Source organism: Salinisphaera sp. RV14 (assembly GCF_052044135.1).
Taxonomy (GTDB): Bacteria; Pseudomonadota; Gammaproteobacteria; order Nevskiales; family Salinisphaeraceae; genus Salinisphaera.
The window spans coordinates 209,938-225,441 of sequence record NZ_JBQDYF010000003.1 but is presented as its reverse complement, the minus strand read 5'-3'; the positions used below and the strand labels follow the sequence as shown (position 1 = coordinate 225,441).

Below are 15,504 nucleotides of genomic sequence, written 5' to 3'. Positions count from 1 at the left end.
GTTTCATTGCGTACCTACGTCAGTCACTACACGCGAACAGGCAGCGTGACCTTCGGCTGGATCGGCACTAACATCTTGGCGTAAGCACGCAGGATGTCGTTGTAGAGGTCCGCGTGCCTGGGTGCCTCGACGGTGATAATTAGGGCGTAGCGAATCTTCTCGGCGTTCGTCGTCGGTCCACCAGCCTCGCGTGCGTTGTAGTGGATGTCGAACACTGGATTCTCCAAGCTGCTACCGCGCATGCCCTTGTTGCCATGCAAGACCGTCTCCCACTTGCCCATGTCGGAACGACGCTCTTCCTCCGTGGCGTATTTCTTCATATCGAAGAAACCCTTCGTGTTAGCGTTGGCTTTGCCTTCCTTGATCTTCTTGTCGCTGGGCCGGAAAACGACCTCAAGGCCAGCCCGGGTGTAGGCGACAGCATCTTGTGGGTCTGTTGGTGAGACGTAGCAGAAGGTCGCCTTCAAGCGGATGTTGCCTTGCAAACCGCCGGCAGGAAGAGGAAGCGCCGCTCGTAGATACTTGCCGGGCTTCAGCTCACCCTGATAAACCACCCGCGCAACTCCGGTTGGGCACGTAATGACATCCATCAGGTCTTCCGGCACCTTGCCCCAACCCACTTCGAGCTTATCGTGGGTGGACGAGTCGGCGGCGTGAACGAGCAACGCCTTGATCGCTAGCGGAGTCAGATCGGCTCCGAGAATTGCGCGAACTCCAACCGCATGGCGCAGGAGGTACGGCGACGCAAAGCTGGTGCCCAGTTGCGGCACCAACGCCGGCTTCGCACCTTCCGACAGCACATGGAAATACTTGGAGTTGGCCGCGTCGCCCCCAAAAGCCATAAGATCCGGCTTCACTACACCGGGACTGCGCCCCGGCCCAATAGCGCTGTAGGCGGCGCGGCCCCATGATGCATCAACGCCGTCAGAGGCGCCGACAGCGATTGCGTTAACGCAGTCCGACGGCACCTGCACACGGGCGTTTCCGACTGACCGATCCCTTTCACCGTTGTTGCCAACAGCTACGGTCATCAAGGTATCGCCATCACTGAGTAGATCATCGATCACGGATGTCCAAGCATGCACGTCCGTATCCTCAATCGGGAGGTCTGGCCCCAAACTGAGATTGATGAACTGGTACTGGCGCGACAACAGCACTTCTTCGACAAGCCCCAGCGTTCGGTAAAGCTCCAAGGGATCTTCCGATTCAGTCTTGCGATCCAGGACACGCAGGTGATCCACATAGGAATAAGGGCGCGTCGCAGTGCTGTTCGGAGCGATGGGACCGAACAAGAATGCCGAAGTCACACCCAGGCCATGCTCCAAACCACCCGGATCATCCGCCGCCTTTTCATCCAATGCGCGATAGGTATGCAACCACGGTGCAATGCTGTGTTGCTCGGGCAGACCGCCGTCGAGAATGGCAACCTTGGGCTCGGACGACAGTGGCTGTTCCGTCGGAAGACTGCACGCCACCGTCACCCCGGGTGATCGCTGTACAGGGCGCATGCCGCGCAGCTTCGGCATTGGGCGGATCACGCGCACAAAGGAAAATTCGGCTAGGCGCTTTACGTTGCCGTGCTTCCCCTCGACGGGAAGAAACCACAGGCTGCCCGCGCTAAACGCTAGATCGGTATAGGTCGTAACGCCGACATCAGCCGCATATTTGGCGAACGCACGTTGCACGAACTGATTGTTGTCATCGGGAAGCAAATGAATGCCGACTTCGAAGAAGCGATCCTTTTCCTTACCGAGCGAAACGATACGGTCCTTCGGCTCGAAAGCGGAAAACCGTTCGATATGCGATAGGTCCTTCGCTTCGTTCGATCCCTCTTCTAGCTGCCCTGCCCAACCGTCCAACTGACGAAATGCCTGACGTTTGCCCACCACGAAAAGCTCTGTGGTGTTTGATTCACGCGGAGGCCCCTTCTTTGACCAGCTCTCTGGCTTGAGTTTGACGGCCCTACTGCCGACTGATTCGAGACCCGCGCTGCGTAGCAAGGCCATCGGGAAGAAAGAACGCGCGATGTAACTCGGATTGAGTGCAAGGCGCGCCACACCCAAATCCCCCGGACAGGCTTTGTCCGGCAAGTTGTCAAGATGATTGGCGACTTCGACAAACTGCGGCATCAGACGACTCCTCGCCTGCTGCAGCGTGTAGACCTCCGCCTTGTCCATACCGCGCTTCGGCCCCTTGATGTCGTGGGTCAGTAGCTCACCACGTCCGATCAGGAAGTTGGTCTGGCTCATGCTTCACGTCTCCGCTTTTTGGGGACGACGGTCGGTCCGTCAGTTGTGTATTTGCGAATGGTGTCCCGGCTTACTCCGGTGATGTCAGAGATATTGTGCTGAGACAAGCGCGTCTTTTTTGCCAGCAACACTGCCATGTCGATGCGGCCCTGCCGATCCAACGATAGGGCGCGTGCCTTGATAAACTCTTCGATCAAGTCGGCATCCGGTGTTGTCCCCAACGCCACAGCGCGTCGGAAGCGCTGAATCTCGCGCTCGATATCGCTGAAAGACTGGCCACGAAATGCGAAGGCCAAAATCTCGATCCAGCGACCGAACAGTGCAAAGTCCGGTCCCAGAAATCGCTTGATGGCTTCCTTGACTGCCGCCGCGTCTGGCACCTTGAATTCCACGACCAGATCGAATCGTCGCCATAGTGCTGGATCGATCAGTTCTGGGTGATTGGTGGCAGCCAGGAGCAGTCCGGTGCCAGGCCACTCATCGACCTCCTGCAAAATTACGGTCACCAGCCTCTTGAGTTCGCCAATGTCAGCGTCGTCGCTGCGCCGCTTGGCGATCGCATCGATCTCATCCAGCAACAGCACACAGGGGGCGCGCTTGGCGAAATCCAGCGCCGCACGCAAATTGCTACCACTGCGTCCCAATAAGCTACTCATTACGGCCGTCAGATCGAGCACGTACAACGGCAAGCCAAGTTGAGCGGCCAACCAACGAGCTGTCAGCGTCTTGCCCACACCCGGCTGACCGACGAAGATGGCAGAGCGCGTCGGAGTCAAGCCCAGCGCGCTGAGACGCGCTGCCTGCTTACGCTCCTGGATCAATTGTCCGAGAGAGTCCTCCAATTCGGCCGATAGCAGCGGCGCTTCTCGATCCGGCGAATCCTTGAAGGCCTTCAGCAACGACAGACGCGACTCATCATCCACCGGAAGCACCTGCTCCGACGGCGACGGCGAGGTCGACTTGCGCAACGGCGCCCCCGCCCGACGCGGCTTCGCCCGCAAGAACAAATCCACCTGTTCAGCCAACTCCGGTTCTATTCCCCTGTACTTCCTGACTAAGCGCGCAGCGAACAGGCGCACATCCTCCGTCTGCTCGGCCAACGCCAGCCTGACAATCTGGGCTAAATCAGCCTTCAAACCAGTCAATTCGCCCATATAAACTCCAACACAATGATTTATAAGGTATTTTTACAAACAGAAATTGGACTAAGCATATTGTCTCACACTTGTTGAGGTGGTGAGAAGGTGAACTTTAAGAGGGGCGCCACTTCGGTCCGCACCCGTCGAGCGCCGGCGCAGGAGTATGCGAGAAGGCTGATAGCTCTCCGCTGCTGCGGCGCCCCCGCGTAGAGAATCGAGGAAGTGCGGTGGATCACGTCAGCGGTGTCGGATTCAGGTCTTCGTGATCGACGAGTTGCTCACCCGCCGAAACCCCCGATCCCGCGCCATGAACGCCTCCAGCATGTGCGGGATCAGCGTCACCGCATCCATCGGCTCGCCGTAGGTCTCGGCATGCAGGGCGGCGTAGCGCTCGAGGTCGGCCTTCAGGTTGGCCGGGCAGGTGAAGGTCAGTTTGACCGTTTCGGTCCGGGGCAGCGGCCCCAGCCGCAGCTTGCGGGTGGTAGTCATGGTGGGCTTCCTGCGTTGACGAACAACGGCTGGTAGGGGCGCAGCACCAGGTCCCGGTCGACGATGATGCGCACCGGCAGGCCCGGGCGCTCGGTCAGCGTGGGCTGGATGTTGAGGTTGCGGCGGGTCATCTCCTGTCCAGCCTGATTCACACTGTCCTGCAGGCTATTGCGCCCGGCGATGATGACGTGGTTGCCGTCCTGGTTCTGGGGCGCAGCCAGCTCGGCCCCCACGCCCAGCAGCGTGGTCATCGCCGCACCGGCGACCAGGCGCTTCCAGTGCCAGTCGACGCCATCCTCGAGGCCCGCATAGCCGGCCGGGTCGGTCCCGGCCAGGTTGTCGAGCGTCAATGAGGAAGTATCGGGCAGGATGATGCGGTTCCAGACCACCTGCACCCGGCTCTGCCCGTAGCTGACCTGGCTGTTGTACTTGCCGAGGATGCGCGAGCCCTGCGGGATCAGCAGGTACGTGCCGGTGGCGGTGTCATAGACCGGCTCGGTGACGGTGGCGATCACATCGCCCGGCAGGTCGGACTTGATGCCCGTGACCAAGGCCGCGGAGATCACGGTCCCGGCCATCACCTCGTACGGTGAAGCCGGAGGTTGCAGCGTGCCGGAATTACGGGTTTGTGCCGACCCGCCTTTCTGGAAAGCCGCTTTCTGGGCTTGCTGGTTTTGCACCACCGTCGGATCCGTCGGTCTGGGCGGCGTCGGCGCCGCACCGGCCGCGAACGGGTCGTAGCCGGCGGGCACCGTTGGCGCCGCCGCGGCAGCAGGCATCGCCGATGCGCCCTCCGCGCCATGCGGGTTACTGGAGCGAAAGAACAACGGCGAAGACGCCGCCGTCTCGGCTGGCGTGCGCCCGTTATTCGACTCTACCCCGCCAGTCGCCCCATATCGGGCCACCACCGGCGGCTTCGACTTGACGATCGCCGGTCCCAGATCACCGGGCAGCGGCGGACCGAGCTTGGGCACGGGCTGGGTCGAGTGAGCGGGCAAGTCCGCATAGGAGGCGGGCAGCTGGTCGAGGTCCTCGGTCGTGTGCACGTGATCGACGTGGTAGAGCTCCTTGCCCTTCCCCGCCTTGAGGTAGTGGGGCGTACGCAGTGACCACATCGTCGCACCCAGAAGGGCCACGGCCAGACCGGCGGCCAGGATCATCAGGGTCCGCCGGTTCAGGCGCGTGACCGGTTGCGGCTTGGCACGCAGCGCCACCCGCTCCGGCGCGACCTTGGGGGCCGGCTCCGGTGCCGGCGAGTCGGGCGTGGTGTCGTGGCTCATGACCCGGGCCTCTTCGCCGCGCCGTCCGTGCGCTCGATGCGCACCACCTGCCCCTTGGCCCCGCCCAGCCGCAGCTCCGCGGCCCCGAACAGCCGGTCCACGATGTCGTACGGCGCATGGAAGCGGTAATTCACCAGTTGGCCGTCACCCTTGGGGCCGATGACGAACAGCGGCGGCAGATCCCCCTGGGCGATGCCCGCCGGGAACTGGATATAGACCTTCTTGCCGTCGTCGAAGGCCCGCAGCGGCCGCCATGGCGGATGGTCACCACTGATCGCATAGCGGAAGTGAAGGTTCGCCAGCGACAACCCGGTCGCCACCGGCGCGGCCGTCCGCGCCGCCTGGGCCTGATGCTGCAGCGCGAACAACTGGTCTTTCGGATAGCTCCAGGACACCGACGCCATCCAGGTCTTCGGGGTCGAGGTCAGTTCCAGCAGATAGGTACGGCGATCAGTGGTGATGACCAGGTTGTTGCTGAGCCCGGTACGCACGGGCTTGACCATCACCTCGACGCGCTTATCCGCCCCGCTGCCGCTGGAGGTATTCCCCACGATCCATCGTGCGGTGTCGCCGGCGGCGACCTTGACCAGCGTCTCGCCGGGCTGCAGCGAAATGACGGTGACCCGGCCCGGCGCGGTATAGACCTGATACAGCGCGCCGTCGCTGAACGGCCAGACCTGGATGGCGTTGATGTAGCCCTCGCGAGACGGCACCACCTTCGCCTGCCGGTTGGCCCGCGCCACCTCGGCCTTCACATCTTTCGCGGACGGCGGTTTCGAAGACTGCGCCTTGGGCAAGGGTTTCAACTGCCCCGGCATCGGTAACACCTTCGGCACCTGCACGACCTTGATCGGCTTGGGCGGCGTGGGCAGCGGCGTGGCCTCGACGGGCGCGTCGAGCGAAATCGCCGGCGGCGGCTTGCCCGTCGTGGCGCAGCCGGCAAGTACGGCGCATATCCAGATACCGAGAGAACGACGCAGAATGCGGTTCATGGCTTGGCTCCCTTGGACAGGTCGAGATCACGGCTCCAGGACAGGCCGTTGACGTAGATCCCGAGCGGGTTCTCGCGCAGCCGCCGTTCGGTATGCGGCGGCTGCAGCACGATCGACACCACCGCCGTCCACCGCTCGGTACCGGTGGCCGCGCCGTGGGCGAAGTGGTGTTCGATCCAGCGCACATCGAACGAGGACGGACTGGCGCGCACGATGCTGGTGATCTGGACCGTCACCGAGGTCTTGCCGACCTGTGCGAACGGATCGTGGGTGCGGGCGTAGGCATCGAGCACCGCCGCGCCCTGATCGGTGGTGTAGTGGTAGGCCGTCAGCCAGTTCTGGCGGACCACCACCGGATCGATGGGCAGCGAGCGCACCTCGTTGATGAAGCGCCCTAGGTAATAGGCGATCTCGGCATCGGTGGGTCGGTAGGGCGTCACCGCCTTGCCGACGGCGCGGACCTGCCCCAGCCTGTCCACCTCCACCACATAGGGCGTGACGCTGGACTGTGCCGAGCGCCAGATCAGCCCGCCGGCCATCGCCACGGCCAGTGCCAGACAGCCGAAGGCCATCAGCCGCCAGTTCCTGGCCTGGACCCGTGCCGAGCCGATGCGCTCGTCCCAGACCTGCGCCGCGGCCTGATACGGCGTGACCGGCTGCGGGGTATCGGCGTAGCGCACACGGGCGCGTCGGAATCGCATGACCTTTCCTCCTCAGGATTCGTCATCGCGCAGGCTCGGACCGGAGCCCGCGCCACCACCATCGCCACTACGCAAGGTATGCGCGGCCGTGGAAGCGGCATGACTGATCTGCTGGCGACGATGCAGACGTTTGGCCCAGTCCGGCTGCGACGCGGCGTGGCCTCGAGCGCTATCACCGCCGGTTGCTGCCGCGCCCGGCCCACGGCCGGCCGTGCCGGTGTTTCGAGCGGGCCCGGCACCGGCGGCAGCTCCCGGGGAGCGCCGGCCCGATACCATGGAGGCGGCCGACCGCATACCACCCACCCCGGTTCGCACGGCCGCCGGCGCCATGCGCGTTCCGGCCGCCACGGCACTGCCGACGCCCGTGGCGGCGGCTCCCACGGCGACAGCGGTGCCGGCGGCACCCAGGGTGGCGCCGGCCATGGCCCCGGCGCCCAGTTGCGGCGCCCCGGACACCAATCCGGTGGCGATGCCCGGTCCGAAGATGCCCAGCGCCAACAACGCCAGCGAGGCCAGCATGATCACCAGGGCATGGTTGAGCGACGGCTCGGCCGGGGTGGTCTGGAACTGGCCGAACAGGCCGGTGCCGATCCCGACGATCACCGCCAGCACCAGCACTTTCACCCCCGAGGACACCACGTTGCCGAGCACCTTCTCGGCCAGGAAGCTGGTCTTGTTCCACAGCGCGAACGGCACCAGCACGAAGCCGGCCAGCGTGGTCAGCTTGAACTCGATCAGGGTGATGAACAGCTGCACCGCCAGCACGAAGAAACTGACGATGACCACCAGCCAGGCCAGGAACAGCACCACGATCGGCGTCAGGTTGGAGAACACCTCCGGGAAGCCGGACATCTGGTTGATCTGCTGCAACAGCGGCGTGGCCGCATCGATCCCGGTCTTGGCCAGGTGGCCCGGCTGCAGGAAGGTGTGCAGGCTCAAGGTCGAGCCGCTGGCCTCCAACCCCAAGCCGGCGAACGAGCGGAACACGATGCCGGCCAGCCAATTGAAGTGGTTGAGGATGTAGGCGAAGGCGCCGACGTAGAGCACCTTGCGGATCAGCTTGGCCAGCACGTCCTCGCCCTGCCCGGTGGCATGGGCCATCGCCCAGGTGAGACCGGCCAGGGTCATGTCGATGGCGACCAGCGTGGCGGTCAAAAACGCCACCTCGCCGTGCAGCAGACCGAAGCCGGAGTCGATGTAGGTCGAGAACACGTTGAGGAAGCGGTCGATGACCGAGACGTCATTCATGACCCGTTCCCTCACTGCCCGTAGAAATCGACGGTCTGCGGCGTGTACGGCGTGCCGCTGCCCATGAAACGCTGCGTGATCGTGCGACCCCGTTCGGCGGCGGCCGCCTGCCGGGCCAGTTCCAGCGAGACGGCCCGTCCCTGGGTCAACTGCAACTGCTGCGCCTGGATCGCCTGCTTGGCCCGCAGAGCGAGCAGCTGATTGGTGGCCTGCATCGCCTGCAGCGCCCCGGTCGCGGACTGGCTCTTGCCCACCAGATCGCTCAGCACGCCTTCGTCGCTGGCGAGGTTCTGCGAGACCTGGGCCTGCACCTGCATCGCGGTGTGCAGGCCATCGAGCGTGTTCTGCCAGCGTTGCTGCGCGTCCTCGGCCATCCGGTCGCCGCTGACCGTGGCGGCGTACTGGTCCGGATACAGGCGCGCGAACTCGCTGTTCATGCGCTGGACGTTGTAGGCCAGACCCTGCGCCTGGCCGATCAACTGGGCGGTGGTCGCCAGGTTGGCGCGCAAGCGATCGACGACATCGGACGGCAGACGCGCAAGATTGCGCGACTGATTGATCAGCATCCGCGCCTGGTTCTGCAGTTGGGTGATCTGATTGTCGATCTGCTGCAGCGCCCGCGCCGCCGTCAGCGTGTTCTGCACGAAGTTGGAGGCGTCGAAGACAGGGAAGATGGCCCAGGCGCTCGGGCTGCCGAGCAGTCCGACAGCCAGAACGGCGACCAGCGCGAGGGACGACAGACGGAAACTCATGACACGACCTCCTGTGGGACCTGCCCGGCATCGGCCGAAGCCAGCAGTTCGGCCGCCCAGTCGAGACCACGCTCGCGCAGCCAGGCATCGGCAAAGCCCGAGGCGCCGGCCTGTGCCAACACCCGGTCGATGTCGCGCTGGTCCTGCGGCGTCGACGCGCCGGCGAAGGCCAGCGCCACCGGCCCCAGGTCCAGGTCGAACAGTCGGTTGCCCAGCCGCGACTGGTAGTAGTAGTCGCGCTTGGGCTCGGCGGTGGCGACGATCTCGATCTGCCGGTCGTTGAGTCCGAAGCCTTCGTAGATCGTGCGGATCTGTGGCTCGGTCGCCTGCGGGTTGGGCAGAAAGATGCGACTGGCGCAGCTCTCGACGATCGCCGGCGCGATGCTCGAATCCTTCACGTCGGCCAGCGACTGGGTGGCGAAGATCACGCTGACGTTCTTCTTGCGCAGCGTCTTGAGCCACTGACGGATACGTGCGGCGAAGACCGGATCGTCCAGGAACAGCCAGGACTCGTCGAGGATCAGCAGCGTGGGCGAACCGTCGAAGCGCTCCTCGAAGCGGGCGAACAGGTAGTGCAGCACCGCCATCGTGGCGGCCCGGCTGGCCATCAGGGTTTCCATCTCGAAGCCCTGCACGTCGGCCGTGCCCAAGCGGTCGTGATCGGCATCCAGCAGTGCGCCGTGCGCCCCGCCCAATACATAGGGCGCGAGCGCCTGACGCAACGTGTTGGACTGCAGTAATACCGACAACCCGGTCAAGGTGCGCTGCTCCACCGGTGCGCCGGCCAGACTGCCCAGCGCCGACCAGATCGACGACTTTTCGTCCGGTCCGACGCTGACGCCTTCCTGTGCCAGCCGCCCTTCGACCCATTCGCTCGCCCAGGCGCGATAGCGCTCCCGGTCGATGTGCGCAAGCGGCTGAAACGCGATCGTCTCGTCGGCGCCCAGGTCATAGTGCTCGCCGCCGAGCCCCAGGATGGTGGCGCGCATCGAACGCCCCATGTCGAAGGCGACGATGCGCGCACCCGGGTAGCGACGAAACTGCATGGCCAGCGTGGCCAGCAGCACCGACTTGCCCATGCCGGTAGGGCCCACCACCAGGGTGTGGCCGACATCGCCGATGTGCGTCACCAGCCGGAACGGCGTGGCGCCGTCGGTCCGGGTGACGATCAACGGCGGACCCTCCAGATGCGCATTGCGCGCCTGCCCCGCCCACACCGCCGACACCGGCATCAGGTGCGCGAGATTCAACGTGGAGACGATCGGCTGACGCACGTTGGCGTAGGCGTTGCCCGGGATCGAGGACAACCACGCCTCCACGGCGTTGAGCCGCTCGGGCATGGTCACGAAACCGCGGCCCTGGATGGCCCGCTCCACCAGTCGCTGCTTCTCGTCGGCCAGCGCGGCATCCGCGTCCAGCACGGTCACCGTGGCCGTGACGTAACCGTAGGCCACCTGGTCGCTGCCCAGTTCCTGCATCGCCGCGTCGGCGTCGGCCGCCTTGTTGCCGGCATCGGTGTCGAGCAGCGGCGCTTCCTGTTGGAAGATCGTCTCGCGCAACAGCGCCACGATGTTCTTGCGCTTGGCGAACCACTGCCGGCGCAGCCGTCCCAGCGCCCGCTCGGCCTCCGCCTTGTCCATGCACAGAAAGCGCGTGGACCAGCGGTAGGCGAAGCCCAGCCGGTTGAGGTCATCGAGGATCCCCGGCCAGGTCGCGGTCGGGAAACCCCGCACCGTCACCACCCGCAGATGCTGATCGCCGAGCAGCGGCGCCAGACCGCCGACCAGCGGCGTATCGACCAGCAAGGCATCCAGATAGCACGGCACTTGCGGCACCTCGATGCGATAGCGTCGCGTCGAGATGGTGTCGTGCAGGTAACTCAACGTCTCGGTGTCATCGAGCCAGGCGAGCTCCGGCATCACGCCGTCGAGCAAATCGAACACCCGATCGGTCTCCGCCGTGAACGCGTTCAGTCGTTCACGCCAGTCGACGGCGCCGGCGGGCGCGTTCTCGTAGAGCAGCCGCCCCGCCCGCGCCCGCGATTCCTCGGCCGGCAGATACACCAGTGTCAGGTGATAGACGCTCTCGAAGTGGCTGCCGGCGTCCTCGAACGCCGCCCGGCGTTCCTCGTCGACCAGCCACGACAGCGGCTCCGGGAAGGTCGAACGCGGGTAATCGGAGGTCGCCCGGCGCTCGGCCTCGACGAACAGCGCCCAGCCCGAGCCGAAGCGGCGCAGCGCATTGTTCAGCCGGGCGGTCGTGGCGACCAGTTCGCCGCGGGTCGCGCTGTCCAGGTCGGGCCCTCGGAAGCGCACGCTGCGCTGGAAGGAGCCGTCCTTGTTGAGCACCACGCCGGGGGCTACCAGCCCCACCCAGGGCAGCCAGTCGGCCAAGCGGTCCGGATACGGACGGTATTCGGCGAGATTCAACATGGCATCGCCCTCACACGTCCAGCAGCGACTTGTGCTTGAGGTGGCGGGCGAACACGGCCATGAACTGGGGGTCCAGGCGTGCGCCCCAGACCGCCAGCGCATGGCCGACAACGCCCAACACCAGCCCCGGAATCCACAATTGCAGGCCCAGCCCCACGGCCGCGGCCAGCGTGCCGTTGGCGATGGCCACGGTGCGCGGCGCCCCACCGAGCAGGATCGGCTCGGTCAGGGCACGATGCAGCGGCACCTCGAAGCCGGTGACGACGTCGGATTCCGTGTTCATGCCACCACCGCCCCGCCGGAGAAGCTGAAGAACGACAGGAAGAAACTCGAGGCCGCGAACGCGATCGACAGACCGAAGACGATCTGGATCAGCTTGCGGAATCCACCCGAGGTGTCGCCGAAGGCCAGTGCCAGGCCGGTGGAGATGATGATGATCACGGCCAGGATGCGCGCCACCGGCCCTTGGATGGATTGGAGGATCGACTGCAGCGGTGACTCCCAGGGCATGTTCGATCCCGCGGCGTGGGCGACCACCGACCACAGCAGCAGACAGACCATCAGCAGGATCACGGGCAAGGCCGAGCGCCAGGCAGGCAGCGGCCGAAACACGGGGACAGGTGTCATGACGGTTCTCCGGAAGGGTTGGAGGACGCAACGGAAGGTGACGGCAGCGGCAGGCCCAATGGGTCACTGAGCCGGTAGCCCGTCTCGTCGAACCCGATCACACGGGCGATGCCGTCGATACGGCGCGCGCGACCGCGGCCGGCGATGAACACGACCACGTCGACGGCCTCGGCGATCAGCGCACGCGGCGGATTCACCGCCACTTCGAGGATCAGCTGCTCCAGGCGCAGCAAGGCACCCAGCGCGGAGCCGGCATGGATGGTGGCGATGCCGCCCGGATGGCCGGTACCCCAGACCTTGATCAGATCCAGCGCCTCGCCGCCGCGCACCTCGCCGACCACCACACGGTCGGGCCGCAGCCGCATGGTGGCCCGCACCAACTCGCGCATGGACACCACGCCGGCGCGGGTGCGCAGCGGCACGTGGTCGCGTGCCGCGCATTGCAGTTCCACCGTGTCTTCGAGCACCAGCACGCGGTCGCCGCTGGTGGCGATCTCGGCCAGCAGCGCATTGGCCAGCGTGGTCTTGCCGGTGCTGGTGCCACCGGCGATCAGGACGTTCCGGCGCGCCATGACCGCATCGCGCAGGAAGCCGGCCTGCACGGCGGTCATGATGCCGTCGGTGACGTAGCGCTCCAGGGCGATCACACCGACCGCGCGCTTGCGCAGCGCGAACGCCGGTGCCGGCGCGGCCGGCGGCAGCACGCCCTCGAAGCGCTCGCCAGTCTCGGGCAGTTCGGCCGTCAACAGCGGCTGACCCCGGTGCACCTCGGCGCCCACGTGCGCGGCGACCAGGCGGATGATGCGTTCGCCGTCCTGCGGCGTCAGGGTCGCCCCCATCGGCGCCCGACCGCTGGAAAGCCGGTCGATCCACAGCGCGCCGTCCGGGTTGAGCATCACCTCCACCACGTCCGGATCGTCCAGCGCGGTGGCAATCAGCGGCCCCATCGCCGTGCGCAGCATGCGGACACGCCGGTCCAGTGAAGTGGTGGCGGATGATGCCGGTACGGCGCTCATGCGTCGCGCTCCCCGGCCTGGGCCGCGACCTCGTCCAGCCGTTCGCCGATCGCCTGGTCCGGCGGCTGCATTTCCTCGATGACGTCGCGCACCAGGCTGCGCCCGCGCAGCAACCGGCGACCCAGCTGTTCGATGAACTGCTCGAAACGCGCCCGGCCTTGGGCTCGGGCCGCGTCCTGATGCGCCTCGGGCACCGAGGTGCTGACGGTCAGGTAGTAGCGGATGAACAACGCCAGCGTCTCGATCTGGATGGACTGATCGCGCTCCAGACGTTCGAACTGACGCGACAGCCGATCCAGCCGCTTGGCCATCGCCGCCTCGCGCCGGTCGCCGGCATCCGGCGACAGCCAGGAGGCCAGCGCCGCGGCGACGATGGACGACTTGGAGACGCCCTTCTTCGCCGCCAACTCGTCGAGACGCCGGGCGTGCTCGGGCTGGATGAACAGGTTCAGGCGATAGCGGCTCATAGCGGTATCCCATCGTCAGGGTCCAGCTCGGCCATCCGCGCGTTGCGTTGCAGCCCCGGATCGAGCTGCGCCGGCGCCGACCACGCCTCGTCATCGAGCACGGTCAGATCGCTGACCGGCGGCTGCGGCGCACCGGGATCGGCGATGGATTCGGACAGCTCGGGTTGGCGGCGCGGACCGCCATCGTCGCCAGACGCATCGGATGCCGCCGCCTTGTCCGGCCGATCCGACACCGGCGGCGCCGCCCGATCACGCCAATCGTCCGGCCGCACCGGTGGCGCGTCGGCATAGCCACCCTCGGCCAGCACGGGCGGCGGCAGCACACGACACTGGAAGTTGGCGTCCTCGTAGTAGCGCAGCTTCCACGCCCGGATCGGCGCCACGCTGCCCACCATCACCACCGCCTCGTCCGGCGGCAGTTGCATCACCTCGCCGGGCGTGAGCAACGGCCGCGCCGTTTCCTGGCGCGAGACCATCAGATGCCCCAGCCACGGCGCCAGCCGGTGACCGGCGTAGTTGCGCTGGATGCGCAGCTCGGTCGCCGTACCCAGGGTCTCGGAGATGCGCTTGGCGGTGCGCTCGTCGTTGGTGGCGAAGGTCACCCGCACATGGCAGTTGTCGAGGATCGAATGATTCTGGCCGTAGGCCTTGTCGATCTGATTGAGCGACTGCGCGATCAGGAAGGCACGCAGGCCATAGCCGGCCATGAAGGCCAGCGCCGACTCGAAGAAATCCAGACGCCCCAGCGCGGGGAACTCGTCCAGCATCAGCAGCAGGCGGTGGCGACGCTCGATGCCGTCCGAGCCGTCCAGCGACTCGGTCAGGCGCCGGCCGATCTGGTTCAGGATCAGCCGGATCAGCGGTTTCGTGCGGCTGATGTCCGACGGCGGTACCACCAGGTACAGCGACACCGGATGCTCGGCGGCAATCAGATCGGCGATGCGCCAGTCGCAGCGCGAGGTCACCTCGGCCACCGTGGGATCGCGGTACAGCCCGAGGAAACTCATCGCGGTGGACAGCACGCCGGAGCGTTCGTTGTCGGCCTTGTTCAACACCTCGCGTGCGGCCGAGGCCACCACCGGATGGGGGCGTTCGCCCAGATGCCGCGTGGTCATCATTCGGCGCAGCGCCAGCTCGAACGGACAGGCCGGGTCGGAGAGGAAGTTGGCGACGCCACGCAGCGTTTTGTCCTCGCCGGCATAGAGCACGTGCAGGATGGCGCCGACCAGCAGGGCGTGGCTGGTCTTCTCCCAGTGGTTGCGCCGCTCCAGCGCGCCTTCCGGGTCGACCAGGATGTCGGCGATGTTCTGCACGTCACGCACCTCGTGCGCACCGCGCCGGACCTCCAACAGCGGGTTGTAGGCCGCCGAGCGGGGATCGGTGGGATTGAACAGCAGGCAGTGCGAGAAGCGGGCCCGCCAGCCGGCGGTGAGCTGCCAGTTCTCGCCCTTGATGTCGTGGATCACGGCCGAGGCCGGCCAGCTGAGCAGCGTCGGCACCACTAGGCCCACGCCCTTGCCCGAACGCGTCGGCGCGAACGTCAGGACGTGCTCGGGCCCGTCGTGACGCAGGTACTGCCGGTCATGCCGGCCCAGGAAGACACCGCGGGGCGCGACCAGTCCGGCACGACGAATGTCGACCGCCTCGGCCCAATGCGCAGAGCCATAGGTGGTGACCTGTCTGGACTGGCGTGAGCGCCAGACCGACATCCCGACCGCGACCGCGCTCGCCAGCAGGCCACTGCCGCCGGCGACCGCTCCACCGATGGCGAAGATGCGCGGTGCGTAGGCATCGAAGGCGAACCACCATTCGAACAACCGCCAGGGTTGATAAATCGGTGTGCCGAACGCCTCGAACCAAGGCGATCCCAAACGCAGTTGGTAACCCAGGGCGGCTGCTGTCCACTGCGTGGCGAGCCACACGCCGGCCAGCACGATGCCGAAGACGACACCCACTTGTCCGAACAGCACGCCCTGACTCTGCATCGCCGCCACCGATTTTTCCTCCATGCCATGCGGCACAGGGACGTGCCGTATGGGGGAGATTCGGTGCCGAAGTGAAGACGGTCAAAGGCCATTATGGCCGTAAAAATGGCTGGAATGGCCGTAATTC

General features: G+C 65.9%; 14 protein-coding genes. All 14 read right to left on the bottom strand.

The genetic code is table 11. The features are described 5' to 3' along the window. Positions 1-26: 26 nt before the first annotated feature. Positions 27-2,249: a S8 family peptidase gene (locus tag ACS8Y6_RS05555; RefSeq protein ID WP_440855159.1), complete on the bottom strand. Its 2,223-nt coding sequence runs from the start codon at positions 2,247-2,249 to the stop codon at positions 27-29. After that, positions 2,246-3,403 carry an AAA family ATPase gene (locus ACS8Y6_RS05550; protein ID WP_440855158.1) on the bottom strand — a complete coding sequence of 386 codons (1,158 nt, stop codon included), beginning with the start codon at positions 3,401-3,403 and terminating at the stop codon, positions 2,246-2,248. Before ACS8Y6_RS05550 ends, ACS8Y6_RS05555 begins: the two co-directional genes overlap by 4 nt. A gap of 237 nt (positions 3,404-3,640) precedes the next feature. Continuing rightward, positions 3,641-3,877, bottom strand: a complete 237-nt coding sequence (locus ACS8Y6_RS05545; protein ID WP_440855157.1) for a DUF2274 domain-containing protein — start codon at positions 3,875-3,877, stop codon at positions 3,641-3,643. Next, the gene (locus tag ACS8Y6_RS05540) at positions 3,874-5,157 is read right to left on the bottom strand and encodes a TrbI/VirB10 family protein (protein ID WP_440855156.1); all 1,284 of its coding nucleotides are present in this window, start codon (positions 5,155-5,157) and stop codon (positions 3,874-3,876) included. The genes ACS8Y6_RS05545 and ACS8Y6_RS05540 overlap by 4 nt, the downstream gene beginning before the upstream one ends. Continuing rightward, positions 5,154-6,149, bottom strand: coding sequence for a P-type conjugative transfer protein TrbG (gene trbG, locus ACS8Y6_RS05535; protein ID WP_440855155.1), 996 nt, complete (start codon positions 6,147-6,149; stop codon positions 5,154-5,156). The genes ACS8Y6_RS05540 and trbG overlap by 4 nt, the downstream gene beginning before the upstream one ends. Then, positions 6,146-6,850, bottom strand: coding sequence for a conjugal transfer protein TrbF (gene trbF / locus ACS8Y6_RS05530; protein ID WP_440855154.1), 705 nt, complete (start codon positions 6,848-6,850; stop codon positions 6,146-6,148). The genes trbG and trbF overlap by 4 nt, the downstream gene beginning before the upstream one ends. A 12-nt stretch (positions 6,851-6,862) precedes the next feature. Next, a complete protein-coding gene (gene trbL, locus ACS8Y6_RS05525; protein ID WP_440855153.1) occupies positions 6,863-8,098 on the bottom strand; it encodes a P-type conjugative transfer protein TrbL in 1,236 nt (411 codons plus the stop codon). An 11-nt stretch (positions 8,099-8,109) separates the two neighbouring features. Continuing rightward, the gene (gene trbJ, locus ACS8Y6_RS05520; RefSeq protein ID WP_440855152.1) at positions 8,110-8,850 is read right to left on the bottom strand and encodes a P-type conjugative transfer protein TrbJ; all 741 of its coding nucleotides are present in this window, start codon (positions 8,848-8,850) and stop codon (positions 8,110-8,112) included. Then, positions 8,847-11,282 carry a conjugal transfer protein TrbE gene (gene trbE / locus ACS8Y6_RS05515; protein ID WP_440855151.1) on the bottom strand — a complete coding sequence of 812 codons (2,436 nt, stop codon included), beginning with the start codon at positions 11,280-11,282 and terminating at the stop codon, positions 8,847-8,849. The genes trbJ and trbE overlap by 4 nt, the downstream gene beginning before the upstream one ends. 10 nt (positions 11,283-11,292) lie before the next feature. After that, positions 11,293-11,565: a VirB3 family type IV secretion system protein gene (locus ACS8Y6_RS05510; RefSeq protein WP_440855150.1), complete on the bottom strand. Its 273-nt coding sequence runs from the start codon at positions 11,563-11,565 to the stop codon at positions 11,293-11,295. Next, positions 11,562-11,843, bottom strand: coding sequence for a TrbC/VirB2 family protein (locus ACS8Y6_RS05505; protein WP_440855183.1), 282 nt, complete (start codon positions 11,841-11,843; stop codon positions 11,562-11,564). The genes ACS8Y6_RS05510 and ACS8Y6_RS05505 overlap by 4 nt, the downstream gene beginning before the upstream one ends. Before the next feature lie 62 nt (positions 11,844-11,905). Then, positions 11,906-12,925, bottom strand: a complete 1,020-nt coding sequence (gene trbB, locus ACS8Y6_RS05500; protein WP_440855149.1) for a P-type conjugative transfer ATPase TrbB — start codon at positions 12,923-12,925, stop codon at positions 11,906-11,908. Then, positions 12,922-13,392, bottom strand: coding sequence for a CopG family transcriptional regulator (locus tag ACS8Y6_RS05495; protein ID WP_440855148.1), 471 nt, complete (start codon positions 13,390-13,392; stop codon positions 12,922-12,924). The genes trbB and ACS8Y6_RS05495 overlap by 4 nt, the downstream gene beginning before the upstream one ends. Further along, entirely contained in the window at positions 13,389-15,377 is a 1,989-nt protein-coding gene (locus ACS8Y6_RS05490) for a conjugal transfer protein TraG (protein ID WP_440855182.1), read from the bottom strand. The genes ACS8Y6_RS05495 and ACS8Y6_RS05490 overlap by 4 nt, the downstream gene beginning before the upstream one ends. Positions 15,378-15,504: the final 127 nt, after the last annotated feature.